Below are 19,442 nucleotides of genomic sequence, written 5' to 3'. Positions count from 1 at the left end.
ATCACGGTGACGCCGGTGAACGACGACTTCACCGACGCCAACGAAGTGATCAGCATTGCCGAAGACAGCGGCCCGCTGAGCGGCACGGTGCTGAGTGGTACGAGCAGCGTCGATGGCCCGGTCACCGTCAGCAACTTCACGGTGAGCGGCACGACCTACGCCGCCGGTACCACGGCGACGCTGGCCGGGGTCGGCACGCTGCTCATCAACACCAACGGCGGCTACACCTTCACGCCGAACGCCAACTACAACGGCACGGTCCCGGTTGCCACCTACACCCTGACCGACGGCTCCGGCGCCAACGACACCTCGACGCTGTCGATCACGGTGACGCCGGTGAACGATGCGCCTGTGGTGACGGCGCCTGCGCCGCTGAGCTTGTCAGAAGAGGGCTTGACGGGCGGGGTGGCCGATAGCACCGGTTCCTCCGATACGACGAACGCTACGCAGGTTAGCGGTACGCTGGCAATTGTTGATCCGGATAACAGCAGTTTCAGCATTTCCATTTCGCAACCGGCGACGGCTCTGAGCTCCAATGGAACTCCCGTTACCTGGAGTGGTGGCGCATCCGGTACCGACCTGGTCGGTATGGCCGGTTCGGTGGAAGTTGTCCGGGTGCATGTGACCAGTAGCGGGACGTATACCGTGACCTTGTCGGCGCCGGTCGATCACGCCACTGCCAGCGTCGAGGATGTGAAAACGCTGGACTTCGGCCTGACGGTTTCGGACGGCATTGCCCCGGCCGTGAATACCACGCTGACTGTTAACCTTGAGGATGATTCGCCGCTCACGTCGAGCAAGACGGATACCATCAATCTTGGTCAGCAAGATACGAATCTGATGATCATCCTGGACGTTTCGGGCAGCATGACGAACAACGCCAACAATGTGGATCGCCTGGCTGCCGCCAAGACCGCCATTACCAACCTGATCAATACCTATGACGGCTTCGGTGACGTTGCCGTCAAGTTGGTAACTTTCTCGACGACGGCTACAGACCGCTCCAGTGCCTGGATGACGGCGGCCGATGCCCTGGCATTGCTGACCAACATTGGTGCATCGGGAAGCACGAATTACGATGCCGCACTGGCCCAGGCGATCGATGCATGGGATAGCGCCGGCAAGATCCTGACAGCACCGGCCGGAGGCAGCTTGCAGAACCTGGCTTACTTCATTTCCGACGGCCAGCCCAACGAGAACGATGGTACGGTCGGCACCCTGGCCAATAATGCCAATGGCACCAGCGGCGGTGCTGATGCGGGTATCCAGGCCTCGGAAGAGTTGTTGTGGGAGACCTTCCTGACCAACAATGACATCAAGTCCTTTGCCCTGGGGATTGGCGACGGTCTGAGCGCGACTGATCGGACTTACCTGGAACCGATCGCCTACGACGGCGTGGCCGGCAGCGAGATGAGCGCCATCATGGTGCCGAACGTCGCCAATCTCTCCACCGAGTTGCAGAAGACCGTGGCGCCGGCCGCCAGCGGTAACCTGCTGACTGGCGCGACACCCGGCCAGGTCGGTGCCGATGGCGGTTTTGTCTCCAGCGTTGCGGTTGGACCGACCGGTGATGTTCGCACCTTCTCCTGGAATGGTTCGGCGGCTACGGTATCGGCCACCGGCACGGGCGGCAGCACGGCGAGCTTCGATTCGACGACTCATGTGCTGACCGTGACGACCGAGCAGGGCGGCTTGCTGGTGATCGATCTGGATACCGGCGAGTACTACTACACCCCGCCGGTAAACGTCACCACGCTGACCGAAAACATCTCCTTCGCGCTGACCGACAAGGATGGCGATGCCAGCGTGATCGATGCGACCCACGGTCATCTGGACCTGACCATCACGCGCGACAGCGGCTCGTCATCGCTGACCGGGACCAGTGCCAATAACACTGCGCTGACCGGTTCCGCCGACGATGACATCATCAGCGGTCTGGCCGGTAACGACACCCTTAACGGCGGTGACGGCAATGACTGGCTGTCCGGCGGGGCCGGAACCGATACGCTGAATGGCGGCAACGGTAACGACAAGCTGAGTGGCGGCGCTGACGGCGACACGCTGGTCGGTGGTGCCGGGGCCGACACGCTGATCGGTGGTGCCGGTAACGACACCATGACGGGCGGCGTTGCCGGCAGCACGGATGGCGTTTCCGACGTCTTTGCCTGGAGTTTTGCGGATGCCGGAACGACCACGACGCCGGCGGTCGATACCATCAACAACTTCGACACCGCGAGCGCCAGTTCGGGCGGCGACATCCTCGATCTGCGCGACCTGCTGGTCAATTCGGCGACGACGGCCAGTGCATTGGATAACTACCTGCACTTCCAGTATTCCGGTGGCAATACGACGATCTATGTCAGCGCCACCGGCGCTTTCTCCAACAACAATACGGTTGGTGCGCCGCTGAACAACGTCGCCAGCAACGATGTGCAGCAGATTGTCCTGAATGGTGTCGATCTGGTGGGGGGGAACACCACCGATCAGACGGTCATCCAGAACCTGCTGAACAACGGCAAGTTGCTGACCGACTGATTCCTGCGGTCAACCAGCAAAAAGGGGCGATTTTCATCGCCCCTTTTTTATTGTTCGGAGAACCGCCGCCGCCGGCCGCTATCCGTTCGCGTTTCAGCCCTCGTGCTTGCGCAGGTTGGCGACGCTCGGGATATGGATCTTGCGTCCTTCGACGACGATCAGGCCGAGCTCGGTCAGTTCGTGCAGGATGCGCGAGAAGTGTTCCTGGGTCAGGTTGAGGCGGGAGGCGATGACGCCTTTGTTGGTCGGCAGCGTGATCGCGACATTGACGCCGTTCAGGTCGGCTTCGGGCAGTTCGCGCAGCAGGTAGCCGATGATGCGCTGCTTGCCGGAGTGCAGCGAGTAGGATTCGACATCGTTCATCAGTTGGTGCAGGCGCATCGCCATGCCGGCCAGCATCTTGCGGCACAGGTTGTGGTCGCGCTGCAGTTCCTCGAAAACCGCAGCCTTGGAAACGTGGAGCAGCAGCGAATCGGTCAGCGCCTGGGCAAAGACAATGTAGGGCTTTTCCATGAACATGATGGCTTCGCCGAAACTCTGGCCCTGGGTCAGGATTTCGACCACTTTTTCGCTGCCCTGCGGCGACGTGAAGGCCAGCTTGATCTGGCCGTACACCAGCAGGTGGAAGCCGTTGCAGGGGTCGCCCTTGTGGAACAGGATGTCGCCCTTGCTGGCGTGGATTTCACGGGTCGAGCGGGCGATGCGCGCAATTTCCTCACCGGCCAGTCCGTTAAAAAGCGGGACGTGAGTAAGCAGGGCTTCGATGTTGATCGGGTGATTGGCGTGCATGATCGCTAGGCTTATTGAGACCGGCCGATGGTGTCATCCCCATAGTTCTCAGGCAATACTACTTTAGGACTAAGGCATGGATGCCGAGACGGGCTGGTAGGGCCGCTAATCCCGCGTCAGTTGGGCGTAGAGCAGAGGCAGGCGGCGCGGTAGTTCTTCCGGTTTGCGGATGACGCAAAAGCCGGCCGGCCCGAACAGGTAGGGCAGGTAGGCACCGGCTTCGCGGTCGATGGTGACGCAGAACGGCGTCAGCCCCATGCGCCGCGCTTCATGCACCGCCATCCGGGTGTCCTCGATGCCGTAGCGGGAGTCATAGAGGTCGAGGTCGTTCGGTTTGCCGTCGGTGATGATCAGCAGCAGTCGGCGGGCTGCCGGCTGTTCGTAGAGGATGCTTGACGCCTGGCGCAACGCAGCGCCCATCCGCGTATAGAAGCCGGGCTTGATGGCGAGGATGCGGGCGCGGGCGGCGGCGTCGTAACGGCCGTTGAAATCCTTGAGCAGATGAAAGCGGACATTCTGCCGGCGCAGTGATGAAAAGCCGTAGATGCCGAAACGGTCGCCGGTGGTCGATAGCGCCTCGGAAAAAAGCAGCAGCGAATCGCGGATGACATCGACGATGCGGTGGCTGTCGGAAATCCAGGCATCGGTGGACATCGAGAGGTCGGCCAGCAACAGGCAGGCGAGATCGCGTTCGCAACGTTCCTGCGACAGATAGCCGCCGCCTTCCGGGGTGTGGCCGGAGCTGCGGTCGGCATGGTTGCGGACGCAGGCATCAACATCGAGTTCGGGGCCATCCGGCTGCGCCTTCAGCCAGCGCCGTTGCGGGGCGAGGGCGGCGAACTGGCCGCGCAGTTTGCGGGCGGTGGCGGCCAGTTCCGGCGGCAGCGCGGCATGGCCTGCATCCTGGGCGATCATCGGCTGCAGGTGGCAGTGCGCTTCCAGCATCTGTGCCTTACGGTAATCCCATTCCGGCAGCGCAATGCCGGGGCCGACCGGCGTGTCGTCCTCGGCGGCCGAGGGCAGGTCGAGGTCGAACTTGACGCGGGAGACGGCGGTCTCGCCGTCGCGGGTCAGCGACAGCTTGTCGAGATCCTTGGCCGCGTCCTTGGCGTTGGGGTTTTCGTCGTCATCGTAGGCGCGGTTGACGCGGACGTATTCGGCCCAGGTCGGCAGGCTTTCAGCGCGGAACATGGCGAGCACCGGCGCCTTGTTGTCCGGCGTTTCGACCTGTTCGGCCTTGTGCGCCTGCTTTTCCGGCTCGGCATTGCTGCCGCTGCCTTCTGGCGGTACTTCGCCATTCGGGTCGGCCACTTTGCCGGCGGCGCGCATTTCGCTGGCGATCAGCCAGAGCAGTACCGGCTGCGGCGGGCGCGACTTGACGGAAGTGAGCGGCGGCAGGCCGTCCACCGTGCCGGGTTGCTGCATGGCCTGGCGCAGTGCGTTTTCCTGGGCGGCTTCATCGGGCTGCAACTGGCTGGCGGCGATGCGGGCGGCGAGATGGGCGGCAACCAGTCGTTCATAGCGTGGGCGCAGGCCGGGGTAGTTGTGCAGCGCGGCCAGCGTGGCGCGCTGGTTGCGGATGAACCACGGCTGCTCCGGCGCAACGTCGCTGGCGGCGAGCGCGGCCAGCCACAGGTAAAGGTCGCGGTTCAGCGACTTGTCGGGAAAAGCGGCAATTTCCGGCGGCAGGCGCAGGGTTTCGGCATCGCGCCGGGCCTGGGCCACCTTCTCGTTGCTGCCAGCCACCCGCTGCAGCCAGCGCCGACGGGCGCCATGTTCTTCCGAAGTGGCGGCGGCGACTTTCAGGCCGGGGTCACCGCCGAAGGCGCGAAACAGGATGCCGGCCGTCTTTTCGACCTCGCCCAGTTTGACCGCGGCTTCCGGGTAATGGCCGGCGGCGGCCTTGGTGACCCAGTTGTGCCAGAGTTTGCCGATGAATTCTTCCATGTTTCAGATTTTCCCACCGGCGTCTTCGTCGGTATTTGATAAGGCCGAAAAACCGGCCTCGTTGCGTTCGGCGGCCTGATTGGTGACCCAGCGCAGCAACTGGCCGTCCGGATTGTTGCGGTTGACCGTGCTGCAGGCCGAAATGCACTGGCCGCATTGCGTGCAGGCAAACATCCAGCGTTTGACGTTGCGCGGTTTCAGGCGCATCGGGCACACCGCGTCGCAGGCCGAGCCGTGCCCTTCGAGGCAACTGGCGCAGTCGGTCAGGCGCTTGCGCTCGAAGCCGACGACCATCGCCTTTTTGTTCACGATCCAGGCAAAGCTCTGGAAGATCCCGATGGCGCAGCCGTAGCGGCAGAACAGGTGGCGGGCGAAGAGGAATTCGAGGCTGAGTACAGTGGTCGCCGCCGTCAGGAAGATGACCTCGCCGCGATAGAGCGTGAAGGTGGCCAGGCCGTGATAGACCTGAAACGGCGGCATCAGGTAAGTCAGCCCGACGACGGCCCAGGCGAAGGCGAAACCGATGGCGGCCGGGACGACCAGCAGCCAGTAGCGTTTGTCGCGTCTCGCCGGGGTGCCGTCGGGCTCCCAGGGCGGCGTCTGCTTCTTGTCCCAGACCGAATGCTTGCCGGTGGCGGACAGCATCAGCCGGTTGATCGTTTCGACCACCGAAAAATGCGGGCAGAGCCAGCCGCAATAGAGGCGGCCCCATTTCCAGGCGACGCCGATGATCAGCGCGCCGGCGCCGAGGATCGGCAAAAACAGGTACAAAATGATGTTGACCGCAGCCGTCTGTGGATCGCCGGTGCCGGCGATCAGTTCGTCGATACCAAGATGCCAGGGGTAGGTCAGGAAATAGGCGTGCTTCTCGGTCAGGTCGTAGCGGAACAGGTCGAACAGCGGTGTCAGGGTAAACAGCGCAAAAAAACCGATCTGGGCCAGCACGCGGTAGCGCTGGAGTGGTGCTTTCTTCATGGTCGAGGTTCGAGGCGCGGCCCGATCAGCGGGAAGCGCCAGACCTGCCCGTTCATCGCCTTGATCAGGGCATACATGCCGCACAGGACCAGGGTCGAATGAATGCAGGTGAAGTAGAGGATCAGGGCGACCCAGGTCCACTCCCAGTGCAGCCCGCCGCCGTACAGGATGCCGCCGGCAATGGAGACGATCAGCAGGCCACCCCACAGGCTGACCAGGGTCGCCTGTTTCAGATGCTGGCGGGCAAGGGGCGGGGCATTGTCGCGGAAGTGCAGCCACAGGCCGGCCAGGATCAGGAAGGCGATACCGGGCAGCAACAGCAGGTTGATCAGGAACAGCACCTCGGCGAGCACGGCCAGCGCCTGGCCGGCCTTCTCCTCGGTGTAGCCAAAATCATCGTCCGAACGTGGCATTGACGATTTCCATCAGCGCCTCGACCGTTTCCTCATCATCGGTCAGGCTTTCGACCAGGGCGGCGCGGCAGGCGGCGGTGACGTCGAAGCCGGACTTGATCAGCGTCGCGGCATAGACCAGCAGACGGGTGCTGGCGACTTCTTCGAGGTCGCGATCCTTGAGGGCGCGGAAGGCCTTGCCGATGCCGACCAGGCGCTTGGCCAGATCGGCATCACAGCCGGTTTCGCCGATCAGGATGGAGATCTCGCGCTCGGCGCCGGGGAAGTCGAAGCGCATCGAGACGAAGCGCTGGCGGGTCGAGGGCTTCAGGCCCTTCATCAGGTTCTGGTAGCCCGGGTTGTAGGAAACGACCAGCATGAAGTTGGCTGGTGCTTCCAGCGTCTCGCCGGTACGGTCGATGGGCAGGATGCGGCGGTCGTCGGCCAGCGGGTGGAGGACGACGGTGGTGTCCTTGCGCGCCTCGACCACTTCGTCGAGGTAGCAGATGCCGCCTTCGCGCACGGCGCGGGTCAGCGGACCGTCCGACCAGTAGGTGCCCGAGTCGGAAATCAGGTGGCGGCCGACCAGGTCGGCGGCGGTCAGGTCGTCGTGGCAGGCCACGGTGTACAGCGGCAGCTTGAGGCGGGCAGCCATGTGCGAGACGAAGCGCGTCTTGCCGCAGCCGGTCGGACCCTTGATGAGCAGCGGCAGGCGCTGCTGAAAGGCGTGTTCGAACAGGGAAATTTCGTTGCCGGAAGGTTCGTAGAAGGGCAGTTCGGTCATTTGAGAGAAATCCAGTAAGCCAACAGAATCAGGCTGGAGACGAGAATCAGCCAGCCTTCGAGCAGGAGCCGCCACATCAGCGGTGCTTCGCGCAGTTCCATGAAATCGAGAATGACCAGTCGGCCCTTGACGAAGGCAATGAGCAGCATGGCAATGATGGCGCCGGTGCCGGCAGCACCGACTTCGCCAAGATACCAGGTGATCGCGGTGGCGATCAGCAGGACAAGCCAGGCGCGGTGGGCGGGATTGGAGAGGGCGTTCATCATCAGCGCATCACATAAACGAGCGGGAACAGGATGATCCACAGCAGATCGACCATGTGCCAGTAGGCGGCACCACTTTCCAGGCCATTGGCACTCTGGCTGGTATAGGCGCCCTGGCGGGCCTGAAACCACAGCACGGCCAGGATCACCATGCCGAGTATGACGTGCATGAAGTGGAAAAAGGTCAATGAAATGTAGAACATGTAGAAGGTATTGGTCGACATCGAAATGCCGGCCCCGAACTTGGCGGCGTATTCGAAGACCTTGACGGTGAGAAAGCCGCCGCCGCAGAGAAAACCAAGCAGGATATTGCGCGAGATCGCCGGCTGGTCATCGCGGTGCGCCGCCTGTACGGCGAGCACGACAAACCACGAACCGGTGACCAGCAGCACAGTATTGAGGGCGCCGGCATTGCGGTCCAGCGTCTGCTGGTAGAGGTTGAACATCTCCGGGTTGTGGGCCCGGGCGAAGGCGTAGGAAGCAAAGAAAACAGCGAAAGCCAGCATCTCGGCCAGGATGAAGAACCAGATGGCGAGATCGCCGGGCAGTCGGCGGGGCAGGGGTGGGGCGGCAAGCGTATTCATGCGGCCGATGATAGCGAGGCAGGCGCGCGCATGACTTGATCTGCCCTAAGAAGCCAGGCTAAAAATCGTGCCGTCGTCTTTGCGCCGAGCTGGCTTGCGCTGCGCGGCGATACCGCCGCAGAATATGCTGAATCAATCGAGGTTCCGAAGTCATGCCCATCCTCAGCAAGCCTGTCTTGTATGTCCTGCACCATCCCGTCGCCTTTATCCTGCAGGTGCTCAAGAGCTTCAGCCGGAATCAGGGCCTGTTGCTGGCCGGCGCCATCGCCTACTACGCGCTGCTTTCGGTCGTCCCCTTGCTGATCGTTTCGGTGATCGTCCTGTCGCATCTGGTCGATCAGGCAGAACTGCTCGCCACCCTCGGCCACTATCTCGAATGGCTGGTACCGAGCCAGTCCACCGCAGTGCTGGCCGACATTTCCGGCTTTCTCGGCAACCGTGCCGCGATCGGCGTCGTCCTGCTGGCCACCTTGCTCTTTTTCAGCTCGCTGGGCTTCTCGGTCCTGGAAAAGGCCATGGCCATCATTTTCGGCCGCCGGGAAAACCTCACGAAACGGCATTTCCTGGTCTCCGCCATCCTTCCCTACAGCTTCATCGTCCTGCTTGGTGTCGCGCTGCTGGTCGTGACCCTGGCCTCGGTCGCCCTGCAGGCCCTGGCCCAGGAAAGCTTTCATGTTTTCGGGCGGGACTGGGCGCTGGGTGGCCCCTCCGGAAGCTTGCTCTACCTGCTCGGGCTGGCCGTCGAAACCGTGGTCCTGAGCGCTCTCTACCTGACCATGCCGGTCGGTCGCATGCCCTGGCATCACGCGCTGATCGGCGGCTTCAGCGCCGCCTTGCTGTGGGAGGGGCTGCGCCACCTGCTGATCTGGTACTTCGCGACGCTCTCCAAAGCCAGCATCGTCTACGGCTCACTGACCACGGCCGTGGTCGTCCTGTTCAGCATGGAAATCGCCGCCATGGTGGTCTTGCTCGGGGCGCAGGTGATTGCCGAGTACGAACGGCTGGATCGGGAATGAGAAGGGCTGCGGTCAACCGGTGAAAATGGGCAAAAACGGCAGCGCAGCCTGAAATCGCAGTGTGCGGCCGAAGCTGGATTCGGTGCCGGCTGCTTGCCTAGTGGCGCCACAACCAGGTGAAGAGTGGCCAAGGCAGCAGCGCGAAGCAGAGATCGGGCGGGAAGGCGATCCACAGCCAGAGGGCCGGGCTAATGACCGGGCTGTCGGTGACGAGCTGCAGGTTGTAGGCGGAACGTGTGTCGGCGCGGCGGAGCGTCTTGTAGGCTTCGCCCAGCCGCTTGAATTTGCTTTCGCCCTCCGGATCATCCGTGACATCCGGATGCAGGCGCTGAGCCTGTCTGCGATAAGCCTTTTTGATTTCGGCTTCGGAGGCCGTTCGGTCGATTCCCAGCGTGCAGTAATAATCACAGTTTTCCATCACCAACTCCTTTTCACGGCGCTCCCCTGCCATGCGGCATTGGCGATTACCTTGATCTGTGGTGCTTGTCGCCTGGTGCCTGTCCTCAGGCTACGGCAATGGAAACTGGCGTCGGTGTGCTGGCGCACATGACAGGCAAAAAAAAGCGCGGGTCTTGCGACCCGCGCTGCAGCTAGCTGATGCTAGGAATTACTTGGGGGTTTCCCGCTCGTCACCGCCAACGAAGAAGCTGGCGATGTAGACGATCAGGCCGATCAGGAAGATTACACCGGCCCATTCACGCATCCAGTAGAACAATGCGATCTTTTCCTGGGCAACCATGAACGGCAGCGGTGCGTCGGAAACGCGTTGCAGCCAGACTTGCAGGATGCCGGCAGCGGTCAGGAACAGGGTGATGAACACGATGGCCGTGGTCATCAGCCAGAACGACCACATTTCCAGTACTTGCGACTTGTTGCCGTTGGCAGCGCGACCGCGCAGGATGGGCATGGCGTAGGAGATCATCATCAGGTTGACCATGGCGTAGGCGCCATAGAAAGCCATGTGGCCGTGAGCGGCGGTGATCTGCGTACCGTGCGTGTAGTAGTTGACCGGAGCCAGGGTGTGCAGGAAGCCCCACACGCCAGCGCCCAGGAAAGCCATCACGCCGGTGCCCAGTGCCCACAGTACGGCAGCCTTGTTCGGATGCTCGCGGCGGCGACGGTTCACCATGTTGAAGGCAAAGACGGTCATGGCGAAGAACGGAATCGGCTCCAGTGCGGAGAAGATGGAACCCCACCACTGCCAGTATTCCGGCGTACCGATCCAGAAGTAGTGGTGACCCGTACCGATAATGCCGGTGATCAGCGTCAGGGTGACGATGACGTACAGCCACTTTTCGATCACTTCACGGTCAACACCGGTTGTCTTGATCAGCACGAAGGCCAGGAAGGAACCAAGGATCAGTTCCCAAACGCCTTCCACCCAGAGGTGCACCGTCCACCACCAGAAGAACTTGTCGAGAACGACGTTCACCGGGTTGTAGAAGGAGAACAGGAAGAAGACGGCCAGGCCCCACAGACCAATCAGCAGCACCATGGAAATGGCAGTTTTCTTGCCCTTCAGCATGGTCATGGTCAGGTTGAACAGGAAGCCCAGTGCAACAACGACGATACCCAGCTTGGTCGGCAGCGGCTGTTCGAGAAACTCGCGGCCCATGGTTTCGAGGATGTTGTTACCGGTCAGTTCAGCCAGGGTGGCGTACGGCACGGCCAGGTAGCCGACGATGGTCAGCGCACCAGCAACCAGGAAGGTCCAGAACAGGATCAGCGCCAGTTTCGGGCTGAACAGTTCGGTCTCGGATTCTTCCGGGATCATGTAGTAGGCGCCGCCCATGAAGCCAAACAGCAGCCAGACGATCAGCAGGTTGGTGTGGACCATGCGGGCCACGTTGAACGGGATGGCGGGGAACAGGAAGTCGCCGATCACATACTGCAGGCCAAGAATCAGGCCGAACAGGATCTGACCAACAAACAGGCCGATTGCCGCGATGAAGTAGGGTTTTGCAACCGCTTGCGATTTATATTGCATGTTCAGTGTCTCCTCTCGATCAGCCCTGGTTGTTAGGCGGCCAGTTGGCATCGTTGATCGAATTGACGTGCTTCAGGAAAGCCACGATGGCATCCAGTTGCTCGTCGGTGAAGTTGAACTGAGGCATGCTGCGGCGACCGGGGATCCCCTCCTTCGGACGGCTCTTGATGAAGCCTTTGACGCCTTCGTCGCCGTAGCGGGCGATGACGTTGCCCAGTTCGGGGGCAAAGTAGGCACCTTCACCCATCAGGGTGTGGCAACCGATGCAGTTATTTACTTCCCAGAGCTTCTTGCCTTCGGCGACCTGCGGCGTAATGTTCTGCCGCATGTCACGTTTCGGTAGTTGCGAATGGGTGTCGAATGACAGCGCAAGGAACAGCAGGAAGAAGAAAGTCGTCCCCCCGTAGAAAATGTTCCGCGCCATCGATTTGGTGAAAGCGCCACTCATTGGTTTTCCCCCTTTCGGAAATTGTTTGGCCGACGGATGGTAGGTTCCCGGGTGGGTGGGGGGCTTTGATGTTCGCTAAAAAATGGAAATGGGACGGAAATTAAAGTTGACCGCAGGACTGGCCAAAAGCCGCTTCTGGCGCAGGTTTTCGTGGTCGGGGCCTATTTCGGCGGAATATTTTCCGGGGTGGAGAACGGTGGTCCGAGTCGCGGCTGGTTGAAGGGGCCGAACTGGCCCCGGGCGCGCAATTGCCTGGCCAGGGCCTGGGCGCTGTCCCGCCGCTTTTCGCTATAGGCGCGCAGTGCCTCGACCTGGGCGGCCGACGGTGTGGTCGGGCTGAGGTTCAGCTCCGACAGTTGCTCGAAACTGGCGTCGTAGGGTTCGCTGATTTCCTGTTCGATCCGCTCGGCCAGCGCCTGGATGGAATCTGCCGTCCGCCGGTCCTGGCGGATGATCTCCTGCCAACTGGCCTGGATACGGCTTTCGCGGTCGAGAAACTGCTGGATCTCGGCTTGTGCCGCGACCTCGTCGCGCCAGCGATAGCTCGGTGGCGGAATGTGGGTGAGCAGCACCACGACCGCGCCGGCCAGCAGCAGACCGCCAGCCAGTCGTTGGCGAGGCGGCCAGGGCGTTTTGCCGAGCAGCGGCCGGCCGAGCAGGTTGCCGAGCAGGATGCCGGCCAGCAAGCCGCCGATGTGGGCACTGTTGTCGATGCCGGGAATGAGCAGGCCGAGCCCGATGCTGGCCAGCGTAAAGGCGATGCCGGCCCGGAACAGCCAGCGGAACTCGGCCGGGAGCAGCACCCGGCGCTCGCGCCAGAGAAAGATCAGCAGGGCGCCATAAACCCCGAAAATGGCACCGGAGGCGCCGCCGGACACCGCATGGTTGCCCTGGGCGACGAGCGATAGCAGGTTACCGAACAGGCCGCTGGCGAAATAAATGACGGCAAAGCGCAGGTGGCCGTAGATGCGCTCGACCAGATGGCCGCCATCCCACAAGGCCCACAGGTTCATTGCAATATGCAGCAGGCCGAAATGCAGGAAGAGGGCGCTGCCCAGACGCCACCACTGGCCATCCTGGGTGGCCGGGCCGAAATTGGCGCCCCAGGCGAGCTGGACGCCGTTCTGCGAGTGCCAGAGGCCGGCCCCGGCGTTGAGCATCAGGATGAAGACCAGCGCATTGGCGGCGAGCAGCAGCCAGGTCACCGGTAGGCGGCTGCTGCGGGCGTGCAGCACGTCGTAGAGGCTGTCCGGCTGGGCGGGGGAATCGGGCATCGGGGCGAGGCGGGTGGGCAAGACCGCCATGATAGCGGGGGCCGGGCCGGCCTGCACGGGCGATGGCAGAGCGGCCGATTGTTGCTCGGGCAACAGGTATACTCCATGTTCCCTAAAGTTGAAGGTACTTCATGGCTGCACCCAACGATACCGCCAGCATGGCGCTTTTCTGTGACTTCGAGAACGTCGCCCTCGGCGTGCGCGATGCCCAGTACGAAAAATTCGACATCAAGCCGGTCCTTGAGCGGCTGCTCGCCAAGGGCAGTATCGTGGTCAAGAAAGCCTACTGCGACTGGGATCGCTACAAGGCCTTCAAGTCGGCCATGCACGAGGCCAATTTCGAACTGATCGAAATTCCCCACGTCCGCCAGTCCGGCAAGAATTCGGCCGACATTCGCCTCGTCGTCGATGCGCTCGACCTCTGCTACACCAAGTCGCATGTCGATACCTTCGTCATCATCAGCGGCGATTCCGACTTCTCGCCGCTGGTCTCCAAGCTGCGCGAAAACGCCAAGCGGGTGATCGGCGTCGGCGTCAAGCAATCCTGCTCGGATCTGCTGATCGCCAATTGCGACGAATTCATCTATTACGACGATCTGGTCCGCGATCGCCCGGCCTCGCGCCGCGAAAACCGGGAGGCGGCACCGCGCCGGACGCCGGAAGAAGAAAAGGGCCGCCGCGAAAAGCTCGAGGCGCGCAAGACCAAGGCCATCGAACTGGCCACCGCCACCTTCGCCGACCTCTTCGCCGACCGCGGCGATACCGAACGGATCTGGGCCTCGGTGCTCAAGGAAGTCATCAAGCGGCGTAATCCCGGCTTCAACGAAAACTATTACGGCTTCCGCAGCTTCGGCAACCTGCTCGAAGAAGCGGCGAGCCGTGGTCTGCTCGGCTTTGGCCGCGATGAAAAGTCCGGCGCCTACGTCACCCGTGCCCAGGTTCGCCCGGTGGTTGCCGAAGTTGCCGTAGCAGTCGAAATCGAGCCGAGCGTCGAGAGTCCGGCGGTCGACCTGCCGGAAATGGCAAAAAACGAAGCGCCCGTCGCGGAAACGCCGGCCGGCAACAATTCGTCGCGCCGCCGTGGCGGCCGGCGGACAAGGAAGGAGCCGGAGCACAAACCGGCTGCCGAGTCGGTAGCCCAGGCCGTTCAGGTCGAGGTGCCGGCCCCGACGCCTGCACCGGAAGTGGTCGCGGCACCGGTTGCCGCCGTTCCCGAGGTCGCGACGGAAGAGGCCGTGCCGGCCGCGCCGCGTCGGCGTGGCGGTCGTCGGCCGCGCAAGGAAGCCGAGAGCGCCGCCCCGGCCGTGGTCGACAGCGCACCGGCGGCAGCGGTCGAAGCGGCCGTGCCCGTTGCTACCGCCGAAGTGCCGAAGAAGAAGGTGGCGCGGACGCCGCGCAGCCGCAAGCCGAAGGCGGCCGAGTAGTCCGGGTTTGCCAAGGTCACGGTCCGGTGCGTACCGGGCCGTCGTTCACAGTACCTGCAGCAGCTTGCCGCGCAGGGCTTCCGCCTCGCGCTTGCCTTCGCGCGACATGACCATCGAGTGATACCACTCGTCGTAGAGGGCGCGCAGGCCGGCATGGCCTTCCGCCTGGTCGATACGGTCGAGCAGCGAACTGGCGCCGAGCGAGCCGACGAAGGTGTTCAGCGTATTGACCATGAAGTTGCGCGCCTGCTGCAGGCGCAGCGGGTCGGCGCTCGCCGGCAGTTCGCTGAAGGCGGTAATGGCCGGTAGCGGCAACTGCGGTGTGCGGCTTTGGCCGTTGGCGTCGCTGACGCTGCTAACCTCGATGTAACCTGCCTCTTCCAGCATGCCCAGCGTGTGCTGCAGGTCATCGGATTGGAGCATGCCGCGCAGGTCGTCGACGCTGCGCCTGCCGTCTACGAAAATCAGCACCCGGCGGACACGCGGGGTCAGCCCGCCGGCCTTGCTGGTGATTTCGTCGTGTCCTTTGGGGGTTTTGGCGAATACAACGCCCATGGTTTGTCTCCGTTATATTTGTGAGATTTATCAAGGCATTGTACAGAAAAAAGAAAACCCGCCAGCGGGCGGGTTTGGGTGCTACGTAGTGCGGCCGGAATCAGGCGGCGGCTTGCGTCGGGATCTTGTGGCCGCGGCGGGTGATGCGGTTTTGCGAATCGACGTAGATCAGATCCGGCTCGTATTTGGCCAGTTCGATCTCGTTATAAACGGCAAAAGTGGCAATGATCAGGATGTCGCCCGGGGCGGCGCGGCGGGCGGCCGAACCATTGACGGAGATGACGCCCGATCCACGCTCGGCACGAATGGCATAGGTGGTGAAACGTTCGCCGTTATTTACGTTCCAGATGTCGATCTGTTCGTATTCCTTGATGTTGGCCGCTTCGAGCAGATCTTCATCAATGGCGCAGGAACCCTCGTAGTGCAGGTCGGCGTGGGTTGCGGTCACGCGGTGCAGTTTGGATTTCAGCATTGTTCTCTGCATGGTTTCACTCATCCAGACGGTTGGGGGAAGCGCATTGTAGCGACAAATACCTTACTGTCAACGCGCGTAATTATGGATCATGCGCTTCGCTTAAATCTCAATGTTATCAATGAGCCGCGTGTTGCCGAGGCGGGAAGCGGCAAGCGCGACCAGCGGGGCGTTTACGCCTTTCGGCATAGACAGGTCGAGCTGTTGCCGCACTGCAACATAGTCGGTCTGCCAGCCGGCTGCGGTCAACGCTTCGATCGCGGCATTTTCCAGCTTGACGGTGTCGGCTTCGCCGGCCCGGATCGCCTCGCGAATCCGGTTCAGTTCGCGGTACAGGCGCGGCGCCTCGGCCCGCTCGGCTTCGCTCAGGTAGCCGTTGCGCGAGGAGAGAGCGAGGCCGTCGGCAGCGCGCACCGTTTCGCCGCCGATGATGTCGATCGGCAGGGCCAACTGGCGCGCCATGTTGCGGATGACCATTAGCTGCTGGTAATCCTTCTTGCCGAACAGCGCGGCCTGCGGTTGGACGATGTTGAACAGCTTGAGGACGACGGTGGCGACGCCACGGAAATGGCCGGGGCGGAATTCGCCGTCGAGCACATGCTGGATGGCTGGCGGTTCGACGACGTATTCCTGCGGTTCCGGGTAGAGATCGGCTTCGGTCGGCGCGAACAGTACATCGACGCCGGCCGTCGCCAGCTTGTCGCAGTCGGCCTGGAAGGTGCGCGGATACTTGTCGAAATCCTCATTCGGGCCGAATTGCAGGCGATTGACGAAAATCGAGGCGACGACGGTGTCGCCGTGGGCACGGGCCTGTTCCATCAGGCTGATGTGGCCGGCGTGGAGGTTGCCCATGGTCGGGACGAAAACGACGCGGCCGCGCCCCTTGAGCGCCGTCCGCAGGTCGGCGATGCTGGAATGGATTTGCATGGAAAGACTCGCTGGAGAATTAGCCGGCGTAGGTATGTTCGGGGGCCGGGTAGCTGCCGTCCTTGATGGCGGCGACGGCGCGGATGGCTGCATCGTGCAGGCTGCTGGCGCCGTCCATGAAGTTGCGGACGAACTTGGCCTTCTTGCCCGGTGGAATGTCGAAGGCGTCGTGCAGGACCAGGACCTGGCCGGAGCAGTCCTTGCCGGCACCGATGCCGATGGTGATGATGTTCAGGCTGGCCGTGACTTCGGCCGCCAGCGCCGCGGGAATCGCTTCGAGGACGAGCATCGTCGCGCCGGCCTGCTGCAGCAGCAGTGCATCGTCGCGCAGGCGCTGGGCGGCGGCTTCGCCCTTGCCTTGCACCTTGTAGCCGCCCAGCGCATGCACCGACTGCGGCGTCAGGCCGAGGTGACCGCAGACTGGGATGCCGCGCTGGGTCAGGAATTCGACGGTGGCCGCCATTTCCGCACCGCCTTCGAGCTTGACCATCTGGGCGCCGGCCGCCATCAGCGTCACGGCGTTGCGGAAAGCCTGTTCCGGCGATTCCTGGTAGCTGCCGAACGGCATGTCGGCGAGGATGAAGGCATGGTCGCTGCCGCGCTTGACGGCGGCGGTGTGGTAAGCGATGTCGGCGACGGTGACCGGCAGCGTCGTGTCGTGGCCCTGGATGACGTTGCCCAGCGAGTCGCCGATCAGCAGCGTTTCGACACCGGCGCCGTCGAGCAGACGGGCGAAGCTGGCGTCGTAGCAGGTGAACATCGAGACCTTTTCACCAGAGGCGTAAAGCTTGGCGAGATCGGCCTGGGTCAGGCGGCGGGTGATGGTTTGGGCAGACATTCAAGTCCTGAAAACAAAATAGACGGCGCCTAGGATACACAGGGCAGCCCACAGGTAGTCAAGCTTCAGTGGCTGGTCCATGTAAAAGACGACGAAGGGAACGAAGACGGCCAGCGTGATCACTTCCTGCAGGATCTTCAACTGGCCGAGGCTCATTTCGGTGTGGCCGATGCGATTGGCCGGCACCTGGATCAGGTACTCAAAGAGCGCGACGCCCCAGGAAAAGAGGGCGGCGATCCACCACGGCTTCTCGTTGAGGTTCTTCAGGTGCGCATACCAGGCGAAAGTCATGAAGACGTTCGATAGCGCCAGCAGCACCACGGTCTGCCAGAGCACCGGGATGTTGAAACCGAGGACATTCATAGCCGGATGATGCCCTGGTTGGCGACGGCCGGTAGCCAGGCGGCGATGGAGCCGCGCCGCGGCAGGCGCAGGTCGGGCGCGATTTCGGCCAGCGGCTGCAGCACGAAGGCGCGCAGGTGCAGGCGCGGGTGGGGCAGGGTCAGGCGCGGCAGGTCGAGTTCGAGGTTGGCGTAGAGCAGCAGGTCGAGGTCCAGCGTGCGCGGGCCGTTGCGCTCGGCGCGCTGGCGCCCGAAGCGGGCCTCGATGTCAAACAGCGCATCAAGCAGCGCTTCCGGGGCCAGCGTCGTTTCCAGCGCGGCGGCGGCGTTGATGAATTCGGGCTGCTCGGTGAGGCCGACCGGCGCCGTCCGGTATAGCGAGGAGCTGCCGACGAGGCGGCTGTGCGGCAGGTTGGCCAGTGCGGCAAAGGCGGCGCGCACGGTGGCGGCCGGGTCGCCGAGATTGGCCCCGAGCGCGATGTAGGCGGTGTTCATTCGCTCGGGCTGGCGCTGCCGGCGGCGGCCGGCTTCTTGCGGCGCCGGCGTTTCTTCTTGTCGGCGGCCTGTTCCGGTAGCAGCATCTCGGCCCGTTCCTCGCCATCGACATTCTGGAAACGCGTCCACCAGTCGGCGACTTCGATGTCGATTTCGCCGGATTCGGCGCGCAGCAGCAGGAAATCGTAACCGGCACGGAAGCGCGGCTGTTCGAGCAGGCCGTAGGGGCGCTTGCCGGCGCGTTGTTCGAAGCGCGGCTGCAGGGCCCAGATGTCCTTGATGTCGCCGGCGATGCGCCGGGTGATGGCGAGCTTTTCGCCCTGCACGTCGATCACCGTGTCCATCGCCTGGTAGAGCGCCGGAATTTTCGCTTCGCCCTTGGCCTTGAGCTTTTCCCAATGGACCAGCACTTCGTGCCAGAGCAGCGTCGCGAACAGGAAGCCGGGGGAAATGCCCTTGCCCTGGCGGACGCGGTCATCGGTATTGGCCAGCGACAGCATGACGAACTTCTCGCCCATCGGCTGTTCGAGGATGACGTCGAGCAGCGGCAACAGGCCGTGGTGCAGGCCTTCGTCGCGCAACTGGGTGATGCATTTGACCGAATGCCCGGAGGTCAGCAGCTTGAGCATTTCGTCGAACAGGCGGGCGGCCGGCACGTTTTCGAGCAGGCTGGCCATTTCGCGGATCGGCTTCTTGGCTTCCGGGTCGATGAACAGGCCGAGCTTGGCGGCGAGGCGGACGGCGCGCAGCATGCGCACCGGGTCTTCACGGTAGCGGGTGCGCGGTTCGCCGATCATGCGCAGGGTTTTCTGCTTGAGATCGCCGACGCCGTGGTGGTAGTCGATGACCGCTTCGGTGGCCGGGTCGTAGTACAGTGCGTTGGCGGTGAAGTCGCGGCGGGCGGCATCTTCGGCGTGGCTGCCGAAAACGTTGTCGTGCAGCACGCGGCCGTGTTCGTCGGTCTTCGTCTTTTCGTCCAGCGTGCCGCGGAAGGTGGTCACTTCCAGCGTTTCCTGGCCCATCATGACGTGCACGATCTGGAAGCGGCGGCCGATGATGCGGGCGCGGCGGAAATAGCGGCGGACCTCTTCCGGCGTCGCGTCGGTGGCGATGTCGAAATCCTTCGGCTCGGCGCCGATCAGCAGGTCGCGCACGGCGCCGCCGACGACGTAGGCCTTGTGGCCGTGCTGTTGCAGGGTTTCGCAGGTACGCCGGCTGCCCGAGCTGATGCGGTCGCGGGTGATGCCGTGGGTGGAGACGGGGATGACGGCCGGCTCATGATGGCCGGCCCTGGGTTTTTTGCCGCCTAAAACGCGGGAAATGAATTTGCGGATCACGAATTACCGTTCAGTGAGCGCCAGGGCGCTGCAGAAAAAAACCGATTTTACTGCAAATC

General features: G+C 62.9%; 21 protein-coding genes. 3 read left to right on the top strand and 18 right to left on the bottom strand.

Annotation, left to right across the window (positions count from 1 at the left end; translation table 11 throughout):
- A partial coding sequence (locus AT959_RS21990) for a type I secretion C-terminal target domain-containing protein (protein WP_205629880.1) occupies nt 1-2,535 on the top strand: 2,535 nt, incomplete at its 5' end.
- Nucleotides 2,536-2,628: 93 nt separating this feature from the next.
- On the opposite strand, the gene AT959_RS09860 is transcribed toward AT959_RS21990, so the two are convergent.
- The 7 genes from AT959_RS09860 to AT959_RS09830 form a co-directional block, all read right to left on the bottom strand.
- Nucleotides 2,629-3,324, bottom strand: coding sequence for a Crp/Fnr family transcriptional regulator (locus AT959_RS09860; protein ID WP_066882805.1), 696 nt, complete (start codon nt 3,322-3,324; stop codon nt 2,629-2,631).
- A 105-nt stretch (nt 3,325-3,429) separates the two neighbouring features.
- Nucleotides 3,430-5,271: a nitric oxide reductase activation protein NorD gene (locus tag AT959_RS09855; RefSeq protein WP_066882804.1), complete on the bottom strand. Its 1,842-nt coding sequence runs from the start codon at nt 5,269-5,271 to the stop codon at nt 3,430-3,432.
- A 3-nt stretch (nt 5,272-5,274) separates the two neighbouring features.
- On the bottom strand, nt 5,275-6,246 hold the full coding sequence (locus tag AT959_RS09850; RefSeq protein WP_066882803.1) for a 4Fe-4S binding protein: 972 nt from the start codon (nt 6,244-6,246) through the stop codon (nt 5,275-5,277).
- On the bottom strand, nt 6,243-6,659 hold the full coding sequence (locus AT959_RS09845; protein ID WP_066882802.1) for a magnetosome magnetite crystal formation protein family: 417 nt from the start codon (nt 6,657-6,659) through the stop codon (nt 6,243-6,245). Before AT959_RS09845 ends, AT959_RS09850 begins: the two co-directional genes overlap by 4 nt.
- Nucleotides 6,640-7,422 carry a CbbQ/NirQ/NorQ/GpvN family protein gene (locus tag AT959_RS09840; protein WP_066882801.1) on the bottom strand — a complete coding sequence of 261 codons (783 nt, stop codon included), beginning with the start codon at nt 7,420-7,422 and terminating at the stop codon, nt 6,640-6,642. The genes AT959_RS09845 and AT959_RS09840 overlap by 20 nt, the downstream gene beginning before the upstream one ends.
- The gene (locus AT959_RS09835; protein ID WP_066882800.1) at nt 7,419-7,688 is read right to left on the bottom strand and encodes a cytochrome C oxidase subunit IV family protein; all 270 of its coding nucleotides are present in this window, start codon (nt 7,686-7,688) and stop codon (nt 7,419-7,421) included. Before AT959_RS09835 ends, AT959_RS09840 begins: the two co-directional genes overlap by 4 nt.
- Nucleotides 7,688-8,269, bottom strand: a complete 582-nt coding sequence (locus AT959_RS09830) for a cytochrome c oxidase subunit 3 family protein (RefSeq protein WP_066882799.1) — start codon at nt 8,267-8,269, stop codon at nt 7,688-7,690. The genes AT959_RS09835 and AT959_RS09830 overlap by 1 nt, the downstream gene beginning before the upstream one ends.
- A 152-nt stretch (nt 8,270-8,421) precedes the next feature.
- Here AT959_RS09830 and AT959_RS09825 point away from each other — a divergent pair, with 152 nt between their 5' ends.
- On the top strand, nt 8,422-9,285 hold the full coding sequence (locus tag AT959_RS09825; RefSeq protein WP_066882798.1) for a YihY/virulence factor BrkB family protein: 864 nt from the start codon (nt 8,422-8,424) through the stop codon (nt 9,283-9,285).
- Nucleotides 9,286-9,382: 97 nt separating this feature from the next.
- Here the strand turns inward: AT959_RS09825 and AT959_RS09820 are convergent, their stop codons facing one another.
- From AT959_RS09820 to AT959_RS09805, 4 genes are all read right to left on the bottom strand, one after another.
- Nucleotides 9,383-9,703, bottom strand: coding sequence for a J domain-containing protein (locus AT959_RS09820; RefSeq protein WP_066882797.1), 321 nt, complete (start codon nt 9,701-9,703; stop codon nt 9,383-9,385).
- A 189-nt stretch (nt 9,704-9,892) separates the two neighbouring features.
- On the bottom strand, nt 9,893-11,272 hold the full coding sequence (locus AT959_RS09815; RefSeq protein WP_066882796.1) for a cbb3-type cytochrome c oxidase subunit I: 1,380 nt from the start codon (nt 11,270-11,272) through the stop codon (nt 9,893-9,895).
- Nucleotides 11,273-11,291: 19 nt separating this feature from the next.
- Nucleotides 11,292-11,720, bottom strand: a complete 429-nt coding sequence (locus tag AT959_RS09810) for a c-type cytochrome (protein ID WP_066882795.1) — start codon at nt 11,718-11,720, stop codon at nt 11,292-11,294.
- 161 nt (nt 11,721-11,881) lie between these two features.
- Nucleotides 11,882-13,087 (bottom strand): rhomboid family intramembrane serine protease, encoded by a 1,206-nt coding sequence (locus tag AT959_RS09805; protein WP_240481802.1) that lies wholly within the window; start codon nt 13,085-13,087, stop codon nt 11,882-11,884.
- A gap of 38 nt (nt 13,088-13,125) precedes the next feature.
- Here AT959_RS09805 and AT959_RS09800 point away from each other — a divergent pair, with 38 nt between their 5' ends.
- Complete coding sequence (locus AT959_RS09800) at nt 13,126-14,418, top strand: NYN domain-containing protein (RefSeq protein ID WP_066882794.1); 1,293 nt, start codon at nt 13,126-13,128, stop codon at nt 14,416-14,418.
- Nucleotides 14,419-14,463: 45 nt separating this feature from the next.
- On the opposite strand, the gene AT959_RS09795 is transcribed toward AT959_RS09800, so the two are convergent.
- The 7 genes from AT959_RS09795 to pcnB form a co-directional block, all read right to left on the bottom strand.
- Entirely contained in the window at nt 14,464-14,973 is a 510-nt protein-coding gene (locus AT959_RS09795) for a hypothetical protein (RefSeq protein ID WP_066882793.1), read from the bottom strand.
- A gap of 100 nt (nt 14,974-15,073) precedes the next feature.
- On the bottom strand, nt 15,074-15,445 hold the full coding sequence (panD, locus tag AT959_RS09790) for an aspartate 1-decarboxylase (RefSeq protein WP_246181550.1): 372 nt from the start codon (nt 15,443-15,445) through the stop codon (nt 15,074-15,076).
- 102 nt (nt 15,446-15,547) lie between these two features.
- Entirely contained in the window at nt 15,548-16,372 is an 825-nt protein-coding gene (gene panC / locus AT959_RS09785) for a pantoate--beta-alanine ligase (RefSeq protein ID WP_066882791.1), read from the bottom strand.
- Between the two features lie 19 nt (nt 16,373-16,391).
- Nucleotides 16,392-17,210 (bottom strand): 3-methyl-2-oxobutanoate hydroxymethyltransferase, encoded by an 819-nt coding sequence (panB, locus tag AT959_RS09780; protein WP_066882790.1) that lies wholly within the window; start codon nt 17,208-17,210, stop codon nt 16,392-16,394.
- Nucleotides 17,211-17,573: a DMT family protein gene (locus tag AT959_RS09775; protein WP_205629879.1), complete on the bottom strand. Its 363-nt coding sequence runs from the start codon at nt 17,571-17,573 to the stop codon at nt 17,211-17,213. It lies immediately after the preceding gene.
- Entirely contained in the window at nt 17,570-18,046 is a 477-nt protein-coding gene (gene folK, locus AT959_RS09770; protein WP_066882789.1) for a 2-amino-4-hydroxy-6-hydroxymethyldihydropteridine diphosphokinase, read from the bottom strand. The genes AT959_RS09775 and folK overlap by 4 nt, the downstream gene beginning before the upstream one ends.
- Nucleotides 18,043-19,383 (bottom strand): polynucleotide adenylyltransferase PcnB, encoded by a 1,341-nt coding sequence (pcnB, locus tag AT959_RS09765; RefSeq protein ID WP_066882788.1) that lies wholly within the window; start codon nt 19,381-19,383, stop codon nt 18,043-18,045. The genes folK and pcnB overlap by 4 nt, the downstream gene beginning before the upstream one ends.
- Nucleotides 19,384-19,442: the final 59 nt, after the last annotated feature.

Origin of the sequence: Dechloromonas denitrificans, from assembly GCF_001551835.1 — a bacterium.
Classification (GTDB): Bacteria; Pseudomonadota; Gammaproteobacteria; order Burkholderiales; family Rhodocyclaceae; genus Azonexus; species Azonexus denitrificans.
Note: the sequence above shows the minus strand (reverse complement) of the source record. Positions and strands in the feature narration are given on the sequence as shown.

Coding starts and splice junctions, on each gene's coding strand:
- AT959_RS09860 (WP_066882805.1), bottom strand. CDS start 3,324: ATGCACGCCAATCACCCGATCAACATCGAAGCCCTGCTTACTCACGTC.
- AT959_RS09855 (WP_066882804.1), bottom strand. CDS start 5,271: ATGGAAGAATTCATCGGCAAACTCTGGCACAACTGGGTCACCAAGGCC.
- AT959_RS09850 (WP_066882803.1), bottom strand. CDS start 6,246: ATGAAGAAAGCACCACTCCAGCGCTACCGCGTGCTGGCCCAGATCGGT.
- AT959_RS09845 (WP_066882802.1), bottom strand. CDS start 6,659: ATGCCACGTTCGGACGATGATTTTGGCTACACCGAGGAGAAGGCCGGC.
- AT959_RS09840 (WP_066882801.1), bottom strand. CDS start 7,422: ATGACCGAACTGCCCTTCTACGAACCTTCCGGCAACGAAATTTCCCTG.
- AT959_RS09835 (WP_066882800.1), bottom strand. CDS start 7,688: ATGATGAACGCCCTCTCCAATCCCGCCCACCGCGCCTGGCTTGTCCTG.
- AT959_RS09830 (WP_066882799.1), bottom strand. CDS start 8,269: ATGAATACGCTTGCCGCCCCACCCCTGCCCCGCCGACTGCCCGGCGAT.
- AT959_RS09825 (WP_066882798.1), top strand. CDS start 8,422: ATGCCCATCCTCAGCAAGCCTGTCTTGTATGTCCTGCACCATCCCGTC.
- AT959_RS09820 (WP_066882797.1), bottom strand. CDS start 9,703: ATGGAAAACTGTGATTATTACTGCACGCTGGGAATCGACCGAACGGCC.
- AT959_RS09815 (WP_066882796.1), bottom strand. CDS start 11,272: ATGCAATATAAATCGCAAGCGGTTGCAAAACCCTACTTCATCGCGGCA.
- AT959_RS09810 (WP_066882795.1), bottom strand. CDS start 11,720: ATGAGTGGCGCTTTCACCAAATCGATGGCGCGGAACATTTTCTACGGG.
- AT959_RS09800 (WP_066882794.1), top strand. CDS start 13,126: ATGGCTGCACCCAACGATACCGCCAGCATGGCGCTTTTCTGTGACTTC.
- AT959_RS09795 (WP_066882793.1), bottom strand. CDS start 14,973: ATGGGCGTTGTATTCGCCAAAACCCCCAAAGGACACGACGAAATCACC.
- panD (WP_246181550.1), bottom strand. CDS start 15,445: ATGCTGAAATCCAAACTGCACCGCGTGACCGCAACCCACGCCGACCTG.
- panC (WP_066882791.1), bottom strand. CDS start 16,372: ATGCAAATCCATTCCAGCATCGCCGACCTGCGGACGGCGCTCAAGGGG.
- panB (WP_066882790.1), bottom strand. CDS start 17,210: ATGTCTGCCCAAACCATCACCCGCCGCCTGACCCAGGCCGATCTCGCC.
- AT959_RS09775 (WP_205629879.1), bottom strand. CDS start 17,573: ATGAATGTCCTCGGTTTCAACATCCCGGTGCTCTGGCAGACCGTGGTG.
- folK (WP_066882789.1), bottom strand. CDS start 18,046: ATGAACACCGCCTACATCGCGCTCGGGGCCAATCTCGGCGACCCGGCC.